General features: G+C 74.9%; 5 protein-coding genes. All 5 read left to right on the plus strand.

Annotation, left to right across the window (positions count from 1 at the left end):
• Nucleotides 1-49: 49 nt before the first annotated feature.
• Genes SROS_RS18290 through SROS_RS18310 form a run of 5 tightly spaced genes read left to right on the plus strand, consistent with a single transcriptional unit; the run spans nt 50 to nt 16,035 of the window.
• Nucleotides 50-7,075 (plus strand): non-ribosomal peptide synthetase, encoded by a 7,026-nt coding sequence (locus SROS_RS18290; RefSeq protein WP_081453429.1) that lies wholly within the window; start codon nt 50-52, stop codon nt 7,073-7,075.
• Nucleotides 7,072-12,696, plus strand: coding sequence for a non-ribosomal peptide synthetase (locus SROS_RS18295; protein ID WP_148269123.1), 5,625 nt, complete (start codon nt 7,072-7,074; stop codon nt 12,694-12,696). The genes SROS_RS18290 and SROS_RS18295 overlap by 4 nt, the downstream gene beginning before the upstream one ends.
• Entirely contained in the window at nt 12,693-14,135 is a 1,443-nt protein-coding gene (locus SROS_RS53895; RefSeq protein WP_012890433.1) for a saccharopine dehydrogenase NADP-binding domain-containing protein, read from the plus strand. Before SROS_RS18295 ends, SROS_RS53895 begins: the two co-directional genes overlap by 4 nt.
• A complete protein-coding gene (locus tag SROS_RS18305) occupies nt 14,132-15,259 on the plus strand; it encodes a Gfo/Idh/MocA family oxidoreductase (RefSeq protein ID WP_012890434.1) in 1,128 nt (375 codons plus the stop codon). Before SROS_RS53895 ends, SROS_RS18305 begins: the two co-directional genes overlap by 4 nt.
• Nucleotides 15,256-16,035: a thioesterase II family protein gene (locus SROS_RS18310; RefSeq protein WP_012890435.1), complete on the plus strand. Its 780-nt coding sequence runs from the start codon at nt 15,256-15,258 to the stop codon at nt 16,033-16,035. Before SROS_RS18305 ends, SROS_RS18310 begins: the two co-directional genes overlap by 4 nt.
• The last annotated feature ends 10 nt before the right edge of the window (nt 16,036-16,045 follow it).

Raw genomic sequence — 16,045 nt, forward strand, 5'->3', positions numbered from 1 at the left:
GATTGCCTGTTCTTCGAGGCCCGTGCCAGGGTTATTCGCTATGTGGGACATGGCGACGCGGCGACCCGACCTGACCGTGCAGGATCGCATTCACCGCCCGGAGGATCTGGAGCGCACACTGGCCGAGGCCACGGGGCGCCCGTGCCGTGTGCTGCAGCCGACCTCCGGCGGCGGGCTGCTCCTGGCGGCCGAGACCGAGCGTGACCTCCCGCGTGCGTGGACGGCCGAGCTGGCCGGCCGGATGCGCGCCGCCGTGGCCGGGGAGCACGAGGTGGTGGCCGAGACCGTCGTGCTCGTCGCCCCCGGGCAGCTCGGCCCGGACACCGGGGACGGGCCCGGCCGCTCGGCCCTGCTCAACCGCTACCGCCACGGCGAGATCGAGGTGCTGCACGTCGACTCGCTCACCCCCGCGCCCCGGCCCGCCACGGGGGAGTGGGCGGGACGTGACGCCGGGCGGGACGGCGATCCCGGGCGGGACGGCGACACCGGGGAACGGCCCGCCGCGGCCGGCGCCGGGCCGCTGACGCTCGACGCCGTCCGCCAGGCCGCCGCCGCCATGCTCGGCATGGAGCCCGCGGATCTGGGCGACGAGGACGACCTGGTCCGGTGCGGGCTCGACTCCATCCGCACGATGCAGCTGGCCAACGAGTGGCAGCGCAGGGGGGTGGAGGTCAAGTTCGCCGACCTCTTCGACCGCCCCACGCTCGCCGCCTGGTGGGAGCTGCTGTCGGCCCGCCCGCAACAGGAGAGGCCGGCGCGGGAGACGGCGCCGGAGGTGGACCAGAGCGCGCCGTTCGGGCTCACCCCCGTGCAGTACGCCTACTGGATCGGCCGCCAGGACCGTCAGGTGCTCGGCGGCGTCGGCTGCCACTTCTACGTCGAGTTCGACGGCGCCGGCGTGGACGTGCCGAGGCTGGAGAGCGCCGTCCACGCGCTGTTCCGGCGGCACGCGCTGCTGCGTACCCGCTTCCTCGACGACGGCACCCAGCAGATCCTCGACCGCGGCCCCTGGTCCGGCCTGACCGTGCACGACCTGCGCGGGCAGCCCGCCGAGGCGGCCGCCGAACGGCTCGCCGCTTTACGGGACGAGCTCTCCCACCGGTGCCTGGAGGTGGGCCGCGGCGAGGTGTTCGACCTCCGGATCTCCCTGCTGCCCGGCGGCGCCTACCGGCTGCACACCGGCTTCGACCTCCTCGTCGCCGACGTGCGCAGCATCCAGATCATCCTTGAGGATCTCGCCGCCCTCTACTCCCGGCCCGACGACCCGCTGCCCCCGCTCACCTACGGATTCCCCACCTACCTCGCCGAGCAGGAGGTCCGGCGGCGGGAGGCCCGCCGCGCGGACCGGGAGTACTGGCAGGAGCGCATCGCCGACCTGCCGGGAGGCCCGCAGCTCCCCCTGGCCGTCGAGCCCGAGCGGATCGGGCGGGTCCGCGTGGTCCGCCGCGACCACTGGATGCCGCCCGAGCGGCGCCGGCGGCTGGCCGACCGCGCCCGGGAGCACGGTCTGACGCTGCCGATGGTGCTGGCGACGGCGCTCGCCGAGGTACTGGGCGCCTGGAGCGGCCAGCCCCGCTTCCTGCTGAACCTCCCCCTGTTCGACCGGCAGACGCTCCATCCCGACGTGCCGCTGATGGTCGCCGACTTCACCAACCTGCTCCTGCTCCAGGTCGACCTGTCGGAGGAGATGTCCTTCGCCGACCGGGCCAGGACGCTGCAGAGCCGTTTCCAGGCCGACGTCGCGCACTCGGCGTACTCGGGGGTGGAGGTGCTGCGGGACCTCAACCGCGGCCGGAGCGCCGGCCAGGTGAGCGCCCCCGTCGTGTTCACCAGCGCCGTCGGAATGGGCGACCTCGTGGGCGCCGAGGTCCAGAAGAGCCTCGGCGACCTCGGCTGGATGCTCTCCCAGACGCCCCAGGTGTGGCTGGACCACCAGGTGGTCGAGGTGGACGGCGGGCTGCTGTTCAACTGGGACGCCGTCGAGGAGCTGTTCCCCGCGGGCGTGCTGGACGCGATGGCCGGCGCCTTCGCGGGCCTGCTCGGGCGGCTGGCGGAGGACGAGTGGGACGCACCCGTCCCCGAACTTCTGCCCCACGGCCAGCGTGCGGTCCGCGGGCGGGTCAACGACACCCGCGGGCCGGTCCCGCCCGGACTGCTGCACTCGGGGTTCTTCGCCCTGGCCGAGCGGGAGCCAGGGCGGGTCGCGCTGGCCGGCGACGGCGTCGAGCTGTCCTACGGCGAGCTCGCCGGCCGGGCCCTGCGGGTGGCGGCCGCGCTGCGCGCCCGCGGCGTCGGTCCGGGCGACGCGGTGACCGTCTCCCTTCCGAAGGGCGCCGACCAGATCGTCGCCGTGCTCGGGGTGCTGGCGGCGGGCGGGGTCTACGTGCCGGTGGGCGTCGACCAGCCGCAGGCCCGCAGGGACCGGATCGCCTCGCTGTCGCGGGCGGTGACGTCCGTCGAGGACGTGGCAGCCCTCCGCGTCGGCGCTCCCCTGGCGGGGCCGGTGGAGGTGGATCCGGGTGCGCCGGCGTATGTGATCTTCACGTCGGGGTCGACGGGGGAGCCCAAGGGGGTTGAGGTGTCGCATCGGGCGGCGCTCAACACGGTGGTGGATGTGAATGAGCGGTTCGGGGTGGGGCCCGGTGATCGGGTGCTGGCGCTGTCGGCGCTGGACTTCGACCTGTCGGTGTGGGACGTGTTCGGGCTGCTGTCGGTCGGCGGCGCCCTGGTGCTGATCACCGAGGACGAGCGCAGGGACGCCGCCCGCTGGGCGGAGGCGGTGGCCGGGCACGGCGTGACGGTGTGGAACACCGTCCCGGCGCTGCTCGACATGCTGCTGGTCGCCGGCGAGACCGCGCCGGGAGCGCTGGACGGCCTGCGGCTGGCGATGGTCTCGGGCGACTGGGTCGGGCTGGACCTGCCCGGCCGACTGGCCGCGGCGGCGCCGGGCTGTCGTCTGGTCGCCCTGGGCGGGGCCACGGAGGCAGCCATCTGGTCCAACTTCACCGACGTGCCGGTGCCGGTGCCGGCCCACTGGACCTCGGTCCCCTACGGCAGGCCGCTCACCAACCAGCGGTTCCGCGTGGTGGACGGCCGGGGGCGTGACTGTCCCGACTGGGTGCCGGGTGAGCTGTGGATCGGCGGGGCCGGGGTGGCGCTGGGCTACCGGGGGGATGCGGAGGTGACGGCGGCCAAGTTCGTCGAGCGCGACGGCGCCCGCTGGTACCGGACCGGTGACCTGGGCCGTTACTGGCCCGACGGCACGCTGGAGTTCCTCGGCCGGGCCGACCTGCAGGTGAAGGTGGGCGGCCACCGGATCGAGCTGGGCGAGATCGAGAGCGCGCTGGCGGCGCACCCGGAGGTGGGCCACGCGGTGGTCACCACGGTCGGGCACCCCACCCGCCGGCTGGCCGCGCTGGTGACGGCGCCCGGCGGCACCGCCCCCCCGGGGCTGCGGGACTGGCTCGCCGAACGGCTGCCGCCGTACATGGTCCCCGAGCGGTTCGCGGCGCTGCCGGACCTGCCCCTCAGCGCCAACGGCAAAGTCGACCGCGGCGCCGTGCGCACCCTCCTCGAAGACCGGCTCGCCGGCCGCACCGAGCGGTCCGTGCCGCCGGCCGGCCCGGTCGAGACGGCCGTGGCGGAGATCTGGAGCGAGCTGCTCGGTCTGCCCGCCGTGGGCCGGGACCAGAACTTCTTCACCCTCGGCGGCGACAGCCTGCTCGCGACGCGGCTGATGACCAGGCTGCGCGCCGCGGGCATCGGCGGGGCGGAGCTGTCCCGGCTGTTCGAGACGCCCGTGCTCGCCGACTTCGCGGCCACCCTCGAACTCGGCGGCGCCGCCCTCACGCAGCGGACGCTGACGCCCGACACCGAGCACCGGCACGACCCGTTCCCCCCGACCGACGTGCAGCGCGCCTACTGGGTCGGGCGGACCGACGACTTCGCCCTCGGCGGCGTGGGCTGCCACTTCTACACCGAATACGACATCACCGGAATGGACCTCGCCCGGCTCGAAGAGGCGTGGAACCTGCTCATCGCGCGCCACGAGATGCTGCGGGCCGAGTTCCTCCCCGACGGCCGCCAGCGCATCCTGCCCGAGGTGCCGAGGTTCGCCATCCCGGTCACCGACGTCCCCGGCGCCGACGACGGCACGGCCGACCGGGCCCTGGCGGAGCTGCGGGACGCCATGTCCCACCAGCTGATCGACGCGACGCGCTGGCCCCTGTTCGACGTGCGGGCCGTGCGCTACGGCGGTGACCGCACCCGCATCGGGATCAGCTTCGACAACATCATCCTCGACGCGCTGAGCTCGATGAACGTGCTGCGGGAGCTGGAGGTCCTCTACACCGACCCCGGCGCCGGGCTGCCCCCGGTCGGCATGTCCTTCCGCGACTACGTGCTCGGCGTCCAGCCGGATCCCGCCGCGCTCGAAAAGGCGCGGAAGTACTGGTCCGGACGGGTGACAGAGCTGCCCCCCGCGCCCCAGCTCCCGCTCGCCGCCGACCCCTCGCAGATCGGCCGCCCCCGCTTCGTACGGCGCCAGGCCCGCCTGTCGCCCGAGAAGTGGCAGGCGGTCAAGGAGTCCGCGAGGCGGCACGCGCTCACCCCCTCGACCGTGCTCGCCACGGCCTTCGCCGAGGTGCTGGGGGCGTGGAGCGCGCGGCAGGACCTGACGATCAACCTCACCCTCTTCGACCGCAGGGAGGTCCACCCCGACATCGACAAGGTCCTGGGCGACTTCACCTCCCTGCTGCTCGTCGCCTACGAGCCCGTCGCCGGGGAGAGCTGGCTCGACGGCGCCCGCCGCCTGCAGCAGCAGGTGGTCCGCGACCTCGAGCACAGCGACGCCTCGGCCATCTGGGTCATGCGGGAGCTGGCCAGGAGCACCGGCTCCGCCGAGGTCTCCATGCCGGTGGTGTTCACCAGCACGCTCGGCGTGACGGGCGACGACCCGTGGAACGCCGGCGCGCGGCTCTTCGCCGAGCCGGTCTGGGGCGTCTCCCAGACGCCCCAGGTGTGGCTGGACCACCAGGTGGTGGAGGCGGAGGGCGGGCTGCTGTTCAACTGGGACGCGGTCGAGGAGCTGTTCCCCGCGGGCATGCTGGACGCGATGTTCGGCGCCTTCGCCGAGATGCTGGAGTGGCTGGCCGGGGACGACTGGGACGCCGCGGCGCCCTGCCCGGTCCCGGCCGGCCAGCTCGTGGTCCGCTCCGAGGCGAACGGCACCGCGGGTCCGGTGCCCGAGGGGAGCCTGCACGCGGGGTTCTTCGCCCTGGCCGAGCGGGAGCCCGGCCGGGTCGCGCTGGCCGGCGACGGCGTCGAGCTGTCCTACGGCGAGCTCGCCGGCCGGGCCCTGCGGGTGGCGGGGGCGCTGCGGTCGCGGAACGTCGGGCCGGGCGACGCGGTCGCGGTGACGGTGCCGCGAGGCGCCGACCAGCTCGTGGCGGTGCTGGGGGTGCTGGCCGCCGGCGCGACCTACGTCCCCGTGGGGGTGGATCAGCCCCCCGTCCGCCGGGACCGCATCTACCGGCGCGCGGGCGTGCGGCTGGTGCTGACGGGCGAGCCCGGCGTCTCCCCGGACGGGGCCCCGGACGGGGGCTCGAACGGCTCCCCGGACCGCGGCTCGAACGGCTCTTCGGACGGCTCCCCGGACGGCGTGGAGCGCGTGCCGGTGACGGAGGCCGTCGGCGCTCCCCTGGCGGGGCCGGTGGAGGTGGATCCGGGTGCGCCGGCGTATGTGATCTTCACGTCGGGGTCGACGGGGGAGCCCAAGGGGGTCGAGGTGTCGCATCGGGCGGCGCTCAACACGGTGGTGGATGTGAATGAGCGGTTCGGGGTGGGGCCTGATGATCGGGTGCTGGCGCTGTCGGCGCTGGACTTCGACCTGTCGGTGTGGGACGTGTTCGGGCTGCTGTCGGCCGGCGGCGCCCTGGTACTGGTGGAGGAGGAGGCCCGGCGGGAGGCGCGCCGGTGGGCGGAGCTGATGGCGGCGCACGGCGTGACGGTGTGGAACACCGTCCCCGCGCTGCTGGACATGCTGCTGGTCGCGGTGCCCGAGGGACTCCCGCCGGACCTGCGGCTGGCGATGGTCTCGGGTGACTGGGTCGGGCTGGACCTGCCCGGCCGGCTGGCCGCGGCGGCGCCGGGCTGCCGCCTGGTCGCCCTGGGCGGGGCCACGGAGGCAGCCATCTGGTCCAACGCGTTCGAGGTCGCAGAGGTGGACCCGGGATGGCGGTCGATCCCCTACGGGTTCCCGCTGCGCAACCAGTGCTACCGCGTGGTGGACGGCCGGGGGCGTGACTGTCCCGACTGGGTGCCGGGCGAGCTGTGGATCGGCGGGGCCGGGGTGGCGCTGGGCTACCGGGGGGATGCGGAGGTGACGGCGGCCAAGTTCGTCGAGCGCGACGGCGCCCGCTGGTACCGTACCGGCGACCTGGGCCGCTACTGGCCCGACGGCACGCTGGAGTTCCTCGGCCGGGCCGACCACCAGGTCAAGGTGCGCGGCCACCGGATCGAGCTGGGCGAGGTCGAGTCGGCCCTGCACGCCCACCCGGGCGTGGACCACGCGGTGGTCACCACGGTCGGGCAGCCCACCCGCCGGCTGGCCGCGCTGGTGGTGGCCGCCCCCGGCACCGGCCCGCGGGAGCTGCGGGACTGGCTCGCCGAACGCCTGCCGCCCTACGCCGTGCCACCCACGATCACGATGCTTGACCGGTTCCCCCTCAGCGCCAACGGCAAGGTGGACCGCGGCGCGCTCGCGAAGCTCGCCGAACGGGACGGGCAGGGGACCGACGAGGACGCGCCGCCCTCCGGCCCCGTCGAGGAGGCGCTGGGCCGGATCTGGTGCGAGCTGCTGGGCTTGGACCGGGTCGGCAGGCACCAGAGCTTCGTGGCCCTCGGCGGCGACAGCATCCTGGCGGCCCGCCTCGCCGAGGAGATCCGGATCGGGTTCGGCGCCGACCTGGCCCTGAGGGAGATCTTCGCGGGCCCGACCGTCGCCGAGCACGCGGCCCTGATCGAGCAGCGGCGGACCGAGACCGAGACAGCGGCCTTCGAGGAAGGTGCGATATGACCGAGCGGACCGAGTGGACCGGGCGGACCGAGGAGACGGACAGCGCCGCAGCCGTGCGACCGGAGCGGGCCGCGGGTGCGGCCGGGCCGGGGAGGGCCGGAGGCGGGGAAGGCGTGACCGCCGGAGCGGGCAAGCCCGGCGGAGGGGAGCGTGCGGCCGCGGGACGGCTCGTCGCCGAGCTCGAACGCCAGGGCGTCCGGCTCTGGGAGGAGGACGGGCGGCTCCGTTTCCGGGCGCCGCAGGGCGTGCTGACCGACGAGCGGCGGGCGCTGCTGTCCGCGCACAAGGAGGCCGTGCTCGACCACCTGAGCCGGCCCGGCCCGGAGGTGACCCCGCAGCCGGAGGACCGCCACGAGCCGTTCCCGCTGACCGACGTCCAGGCCGCCTACGTCCTCGGGCGCCGGGACGCCTTCGACTACGGGGGCACGGCCTGCCAGGTCTACGCCGAGCTGGCCTTCCCCGAGCTGGACCCGCCCCGGCTGGAGGCCGCCTGGCGCGCGCTGGTCCGCCGCCACGACATGTTGCGGGCGGTCGTCCACGTCGACGGCTACCAGCAGGTGCTGGCCGACGTGCCGGACTACCGGATCGAGGTGACGGACCTGCGCGGCGAGCCCGCCGGGCGGGTGAGCGGCCATCTCGACGAGGTCCGCGCCGCGATGGACCACCGGGTCTACGACGCCGACGCCTGGCCGCTGTTCGAGCTGCGCGTCACGCGCACCGACGGGCAGGCGCTGCTGCACGTCTCCATCGACTTCCTGATCGCCGACTACCTGAGCATCCAGCTGCTGCTGACCGAGCTCAAGCGGCTCTACCTCGACCCGGACCACCCCCTCCCGCCCCTGGAGATCGGCTTCCGCGACTACCTGCTCGCGGCCCGCCGGCTGCGCGAGGGCGCCGCCTACGAGCGCGACCGCGACTACTGGGAGGGACGCGTCGACGAGCTGCCGGGGCCGCCGGAGCTTCCGGTCCGCGACAACGCGGCCGCGGAGGCCGGCCGCCGCTTCACCCGCCACCAGGTCACCCTCGACGCCGGGCAGTGGGAACGGTTCCGGGCCAGGTCGGGCGCCCACGGCGTCACCCCCTCCACGGCGGTCCTGGCCGCCTTCGCCGAGGTGGTGGCCAGGTGGAGCCGGCGCCCCCGGTTCTCGCTGAACCTGACCCTGCTCAACCGGCAGCCGCTCCACCCCCAGGTGGGAGGGCTGGTCGGCGACTTCACGACGGTCAGCCTGCTGGCCGTCGACGGCGAGGCGGGCGCGGCGTTCCACGGACGGGCCCGCGCGCTGCAGGACCGGCTCTGGGAGGACCTCGACCACCGCCTCTACTCCGGCGTGGAGGTCATGCGCGAGATCGCCCGCCGCCGCGGCCGGGGTGCCGCGCTGATGCCGGTCGTCTTCACCAGCACGATCGGGCTCAGCGACGAGGCGTCGGGCCACGAGGGCATGAACGGCCTGGCCGAGGTGGTGTACGGCAGGAGCCAGACACCGCAGGTGTGGATCGACTGCCAGGCGGTGGTCGAGGGCGGCGCGCTCGAGGTCAGGTGGGACGTGCGTGACGGGGTGTTCCCCCCGGGGCTGGTCGAGGACGCCTTCGGCGCGATGGAGGAGCTGCTGCGCGCCCTGGCCACCTCGGACGAGCCGTGGGACAGCGCCTGCCCGGTCGCGCTGCCCGCCGTACAGGCCGGCCGGCGCGACCGGGTGAACGCGACCACCGAGCCGCTGCCCCGCGGGCTGCTGCACGAGGCGGTCGTCGCCCAGGCGCTGCGCGAGCCCGGCAGGGCGGCCGTCGTGACGGGGGAGCGCACCCTCACCTACGGCGAGCTGCTCGCCAGGGCCGTGGGCGTGGCCGAGACGCTGAAGGCCCGGGGGTTCGAGCAGGGCGCCCTGGCCGCGGTCATGATGGACAAGGGCTGGGAGCAGGTCGTCGCCGTCCTCGGCACCCTCCTGGCCGGCGGCGCCTACCTGCCGGTCGACACCGGCCAGCCGCCGGCCAGGCGGGCGCGGATCCTCGCCGACGCCGGTGTCCGGCACGTGCTCACGCAGTCGTGGATCCGCGACCGCCCGGAGGGGGCCGACCTCGTCGACGTCGACCTCCTCCTGCCGTCCGCGCTCCCGGCCCCGCAGCCGGCGGCGGACCCCGGCGACCTGGCGTACGTGATCTACACCTCGGGCTCCACCGGCGACCCCAAGGGGGTGATGATCTCCCACCGCGCGGCCCTCAACACGGTGGCCGACGTCAACCGGCGCTTCGCGGTGACGGCGGAGGACCGCGTCCTCGGCCTGGCGGGCCTGGGCTTCGACCTGTCGGTGTACGACATCTTCGGCCCCCTGTCCCTGGGCGGCGCCCTCGTGCTGCCCGACGCCGAGGGGCGGGGCGACCCCGCGCACTGGGCGCGGCTGATCGCCGGACACGGTGTCACGGTCTGGAACTCCGTGCCCGCGCAGCTGCAGATGCTCGACCACTACCTGGGTTCCCAGCCCGAGCCGGACCTGCCGTCCCTGCGGCTGGCGATGCTCAGCGGCGACTGGATCCCCATCGCGCTGCCCGGCCGCGTCCGGGGGCGCCTGCCGGGCCTGGAGCTGATCAGTCTCGGCGGCGCCACCGAGGCGGCGATCTGGTCGATCTACCATCCGATCGGCGAGGTCCGGGACGGCCTGCGGAGCATCCCGTACGGCACGCCGCTGGCAAACCAGGCCTTCCACGTCCTCGACGAGGCCCTGCGCCCCTGCCCCGACTGGGTGCCCGGCGAGCTGTACATCAGCGGCGCGGGCCTCGCGCTGGGCTACCTCGGCGACGAGGACAGGACCGCCCAGCGGTTCATCCGCCGTCCCGGCACCGGCGAGCGCCTCTACCGCACCGGCGACCTGGGCCGCTACCACGACGACGGCACGATCGAGTTCCTCGGCCGGGAGGACAGGCAGGTCAAGATCCGCGGGCATCGCATCGAGCTCGCCGAGGTCGAGGCGGCGATCCAGTCGCACCCGGCGGTCGCGGCGGTCCACGTCCTGCTCGACGGCACCGGCATGGAGCGCAGGCTGGCCGCCTTCGCCGAACCGGTACGGCGGGCCGCCTCCGGCGACGATCCGGCCGCGGAGCTGGCCGCGGCGGCCGCCGCCGCGGCCGATCCGCACACCACCCACATCGACCGCGCCGAGCTCATGGAGTTCATCGGCAGGCTCGACCGGGCCGCGGTGATCGGCATGATGTGGGCGCTGCGGCGGCGGGGCCTGTTCGGCTCCACCTCCGAGCGGACGACCACCGAGCAGGTCCTGGCCGCGACCGGGGCGGCTCCCCGGCACCACCGGCTCGTCCGGCGGTGGCTGCGCGTGCTGGAGCGGGAGGGCGTCATCGCCGGCGACGGCGACGGCTTCCGCGCGACACGGGTGATCGAGGCGGCCGACCTGGCGCGGGCCTGGCAGGCGGTGGAGGAGCTCCAGCGTGAGGACAGCTACAAGGCCGTGCTCATCGACTACTTCAAGGAGAGCACCGAGCGCCTGCCCGAGCTGCTCCGCGACGAGCTCGACCCGCTTCCGCTGCTGTTCCCCGAAGGCCGGCTGGAGATCTCCGAGGCCGCCTACCGGGAGAACATCATCAGCCGCTACGTCAACCACGCCGCCATCGCGGTGCTGCGCGGGATCGCCGCCCGGCACGACGGGCCCCTGCGCGTCATCGAGGTCGGCGCGGGCGTCGGCGGCACCAGTGCCCAGATGATCCCCGCGCTGGCCGAGTTCGACGTCGACTACCTGTTCACCGACGTCTCGCCGTTCTTCCTCAACGAGGCCCGCGAGCGGTTCGGCGAGCGGCCCTGGGTGCGCTACGGGCTGTTCGACATCAACGAGGACTACCGCGAGCAGGGCTACGCCCCCAACGACTTCGACGTCGTCCTGTGCGCGAACGTGCTGCACAACTCGCGGCACGCGGGCCGGGTGCTGGCCGGGCTCCGCGAGATGCTCAGGCCGGGCGGCTGGCTGGTCTTCATCGAGACCACCAAGGACAGCTACCAGATCATGACCTCGATGGAGTTCATGATGCCGGAGAAGGACCCGCGCAAGTGGGACTACGAGGACCTGCGCAAGGGACGCGACCAGACGTTCCTGGGCCGCGAGGAGTGGCTGGGGCTCCTCACCGGCGCCGGCGCCGACACCACCCTCTGCCTGCCGGGACCGGACGACGTCACCGGCCCGCTCGGCCAGAACGTCTTCGCCGCCCGGTTCAAGAGCGACCGGGCCCGGCTCGGCGTGGCCGGCCTCGCCGAACACCTGGCCGACCGGCTGCCCGAGTACATGATCCCCAGCCACACGCAGGTCGTGGACGCCCTGCCGCTCACCGGCAACGGCAAGGTCGACCACGCGGCGCTGCGGTCCTGGCTGCCCCGCGCGGCGTCCGGGCGCGCCGCGGCGGGCGGCGAGCCCCGCGACGACCTCGAACGCCGGCTCGCCGCCGTGTGGGCCGAGGTCCTGGGGCTGGTCCGGGTCGACAGGGAGGAGGACTTCTTCGAGCTCGGCGGGGACTCGCTGGTCGTCGCGAAGCTGGCGGCCCGCCTGCGCGAGGAGGTGGCGGAGACCCGGGACCTGTTCTGGGACGACCTGGTCCGCCAGATCCTGCACCGGCCCACCGTGGCCGCGCTCGCCGAGCACGTCCGGCGGGCACGGGACGAGGAGGAGTCCGGCCCCCGCGGCGAGGCCTCGCCGCTGGTCCCGCTCGGCGGGGACGAGGACGGGGGCGACGGCGCCCTGCGGGTGCTCGTCCACGAGGGCAGCGGCACCCTGGCGCCCTACCGCGCGCTGGCCCGGCTGCTGGCGGCCAAGGGTGGGCCGCTGGTGGGCCTGGCGATCACCGAGGTCGAGCGGTACCTCGCCGAGGAGCCCGAGGGCCTCATCGAAAGGCGCGCCGCCCGCTACGCCAGGGCGCTGCTCGACACCGGTTCCTCCCGCTTCCACGTCGTGGGCTACTGCATGGGGGGCCTGCTGGCCACCGAGGTCGCCCGCCATCTCACCGAGGCGGGCGCCGCCGTGGAGAGCCTCACCGTGATCAGCAGTTACACTCTGCCGCGGATCATCGAGGACGAGCTGGTCGTCGAGTACGTCTTCGCCCGTGTGATGGGGATCGACCCCGCCGACGCGGGCTACCCGGGCGACGAGGCCACCATGTCGCGGGTGTTCGAGCTCCTCCTCGCCGAGGATCCCGAACGCGTCCCCGCCGGCCGCGTGGCCGGGCTCACCGGCGACCCGGCCCTGGAGTCGGCCGCCGCCGACTTCCGGCGGCTCGCCGGGCTCTCCCAGCGGGAGCGGCTGGCCGCGATCGGCCGCGCCGCCACCGAGACCCGGTCCGACCCCGAGGTCGAGCGGCACGTGAACTCCCTCTTCCAGGTGGTACGGCACAGCCTGCTGGCGGTCGGCACGCACACCCCGGAGCCGTACGCCGGGGACATCACCTTCCTGCGGCAGCTCGGCGACACCCGTTTCCTGCCGTGGCTGCGCGACGACATGACGGGCTTCTGGCGCGAGCTGTGCCTGGGCGACCTGGAGGTGGTCGACGTCCCCGGCGACCACTTCACCTGCCTGCAGCCGCCCAACGTCGACGAGGTGGCGACCTTCCTGGCCACGTCCCAGGCGGCGCGATGAGGGCCGGCCGCGGGGCGCCCGCCATCGCCGTCCTGGGCTGCTACGGAGCCGTGGGCAGGTCGGTCGTCCGCCGCCTCAGGGAGGCCGGGACGGGCCCGCTGCGCCTGGGCGGCAGGGATCTCGACCGGGTCCGCGCCCTGGCCGGAACCGGGTCCGGAGGGCCGGCCGGGGCCGAGGCCGCGACGGGCGGAGCCGCCACCGGCGAGGCCGTGACGGGTACGGCGGGCGCCGGAGCAGTGGAGGCGAGGGCCGGGGCGGACGAGGCCGTGGCGGTCGACCTCCGCGACGCGGCGGCGCTCGCCGCGTTCTGCGAGGGCTGCCACGTGGTGGTCAACTGCGCGGGGCCGTCCAGCCGGATCCTCGACACGGTGGCCCGCGCGGCGCTCGCCGCCGGCGCCCACTACGTCGACGTCGCCGGCGACGCGGCCGTGCGCGACAGGCTCACGGCGGCGGGTCTCCCGACGGGCTCGGCGGCCCGCCGGGACCCCGCGGGCCACGGCTCTGACGGCCCGGGTTCCGGGGACCACGGTTCTGACGGCCCGGAGTCCGCGGGGCGGGGTTCTGACGGCCCGGGTTCCGGGGACCACGGCTTTGACGGCCCAGGTTCCGCGGGGCGGGGTTCCACGGGCCACGGCTCCGAAGGCCGGGGTTCCAGGGGGCGGGGCCGCGCCGGGCGGGATGGCTCCGGGCGGGTCGTCGTGCTCTCGGCGGGGATGATGCCCGGCCTGTCGGCCCTGCTGCCGAGGCATCTCGCCGGACAGGGGTTCGACCGGGTGGACCGCCTGACCGCTCACGTGGGCGGCGTCGACAGGTTCACCCCCGCCGCCGCGCTCGACTACGTGGCCTCGCTGTCCGGCGGGTACGCGACGCCGCTGGCGGTCTGGCGGGGACACCAGGTGATCCCCCGCGCCTCCAGGCCCCGCCGGGGCGTCGAGCTGCCGCACTTCCCCGGCCGGGTCAACGCCTACCCCTACCTCAGCGCGGAGGCCGAGCGGCTCGCCAGATCGCTGGGCTTCGCCGAGGTCGAGTGGTCGAGCGTCTTCGACGGGGAGCTGACGCTCGCGGCACTGGCCCGCCTGCACGACCTGGACGCGGACACCGCGGCCGGAGAGCTGGTGCGGACCTCGCGCCTGGAGGCCTTCGGGCGCACGCCGTACTTCCAGATGGTCTTCCGGATGGAAGGGGAGGCGGCGGGGCGGCCGGTCGCCCGGACGCTCGTCGCGCGGGCCGCCGACAGCTACGAGCTGAGCGCGGCGGTCGCCGTGCTGGCGGCCGGGGCGGTCCTGCGGGGCCTCGTCCGCCCGGGGCTGCACGACGCGGCCGACGTGCTCGACGCCGGCGCGGTCTTCCAGGCCCTCCTCGACGACCCGGCGGTCACCCGGCTGGAGGTCGTCGACGACGTCTCGCCGGCCGTAGAGGTGGAGGAGGGGGTCCTGTGAGCGAGCGGCCACGCGTCATCGTCTGCGGCACCGGCTTCGGCCGGGTGCACCTGGCGGCACTGGGCAGGCCCGGCGTGCCGTTCGAGCTGGCCGGGGTGCTGGCCAGGGGCAGCGATCGTTCGCGGCTCTGCGCCGACCGGGCCGGGGTCCCGCTGTACACCGAGGTCGAGCAGGTGCCCGACGACGTCGACCTCGCCTGCGTGGTGCTCCTGGGGGAGGTCAACGGCGGCCCGGGCAGCGAGGTCGCGGCCCGGTTCATGTCCCGCGGCGTGCACGTGCTGCAGGAGGGCCCCCTGCTCCACGACGAGCTCGCCGCCTCGCTGCGCACCGCCCGCAGGGAGAAGGTCTTCTACCAGGTCAACACGCACTACACCCAGCTGCCGCCGGTACGCCGGTTCACCGCCGCCGCGCGGGTGCTGCTGGCCCGCCAGCGGCCCCTCTTCGTGGACGCCGTCTGCGGCATCCAGGTCTCCTACAACCTCGTCGACATCCTCGGCAGGATCCTGGGCGGCCTGCGGCCGTGGGGATTCGCCGATCCGCCGGAGGTGCCGGAGAAGATCCGCCGGCTGTCCGGTGCCGAGCCGCCGTTCCGCACCCTCAGCGGAGTCCTGGCCGGGGTGCCGCTCACCCTGCGGGTGCAGAACCAGCTCCACCCGGCCGACCCCGACAACCACGCGCACTTCCTGCACCGCGTCACCCTGGGGACGGAGGGAGGCACGCTCACGCTGGTCAACACCCACGGGCCGGTGCTGTGGTCCCCCCGCCCGCACCTGCCCGCGCAGGCCAGGGGGCTCGCCACGCTGGACGGCGCCGACGACGAGCACCTCGACTTCCCCAGCAGCACGCCCATCGGGCCGGCGCGGGCCCCCAGCTACCGCGAGATCCTCGGCGAGATGTGGCCCGCCGGGGTCGAGAGGGCCCTGAGCGCCACATGGACGGCGCAGCGTGACGGAGTTGATCCGCTCCGTGACGGCCAGTATCATCTCGCGGTCTGCAAGGTGTGGCAGGCGATGGCGGGGGCACTGGGTTTCCCCGAGCGCCTGCTGGGCCCGGCGCCGCGTCCGCTCTCCGCCGACGAGCTGATCTCCGCCATGAGATCGCAGCACGAGGAGCTGCTCACATGACGATCATGACGACCGAGATGCGCGACCGGTGGCTGCGCTGCCAGCGCGCCGACCCCGCGCCGCGGCTGCGGCTGGTGTGCTTCCCCCACGCGGGCGGCGCGGCCGGCTTCTTCCGGACCTGGGCGGGGCGCCTGCCGTACGGCGTCGAGCTGTACGCGGTGCAGTACCCCGGCCGCCAGGACCGCATCGAGGAGGAGTTCGCCGCCGACATGGACGGGCTCGCCGGACCGGTCGCGGCGGCCCTGGAAGACCTGCCCGACGTCCCGGTCGCGCTGTTCGGCCACAGCATGGGCGCGGCGGTGGCGCACGAGGTGGCGCGGCGGCTCGAAGAGCGGGGGAGGGTGCCGCTGGCGGGCCTCGCCGTCTCCGGACGGCCCGCGCCGGACCGCCTGAGACCCGCCGGGGTGCACCTCGGCGGCGACGAGGCCCTCCTGACCGACCTGCGCAGGCTCGGCGGCACCAGCGAGGAGGTCCTCGCGGACCCCGCGCTGCGCGCGCTGGTCCTGCCCGCGCTCCGTGCCGACTACCGGCTGATAGAGACCTACGAGCCGCGGCCCCGCGCGCCGATCCGGGCGCCGATCTGCGTCTGCCTCGGAGACGCCGACCCCGAGGTCGACCTGGACGAGGCGGCGGCGTGGGCGGACCACACGGCCGGCGCCTTCGGGCTGCGCGCCTTCCCCGGGGACCACTTCTACCTGGTCGCCCACGAGGACGAGCTGATCAGGGAGGTGTTGCGCCACTGCCACCTGTCCGATCCATGGCCGTCGACCCCGTAGACACGTCACG

The sequence above is a fragment of the Streptosporangium roseum DSM 43021 genome (genome assembly GCF_000024865.1).
GTDB classification, from domain to species: Bacteria; Actinomycetota; Actinomycetes; order Streptosporangiales; family Streptosporangiaceae; genus Streptosporangium; species Streptosporangium roseum.

Coding starts and splice junctions, on each gene's coding strand:
- SROS_RS18310 (WP_012890435.1), top strand. CDS start 15,256: ATGACGATCATGACGACCGAGATGCGCGACCGGTGGCTGCGCTGCCAG.
- SROS_RS18290 (WP_081453429.1), top strand. CDS start 50: ATGGCGACGCGGCGACCCGACCTGACCGTGCAGGATCGCATTCACCGC.
- SROS_RS18295 (WP_148269123.1), top strand. CDS start 7,072: ATGACCGAGCGGACCGAGTGGACCGGGCGGACCGAGGAGACGGACAGC.
- SROS_RS53895 (WP_012890433.1), top strand. CDS start 12,693: ATGAGGGCCGGCCGCGGGGCGCCCGCCATCGCCGTCCTGGGCTGCTAC.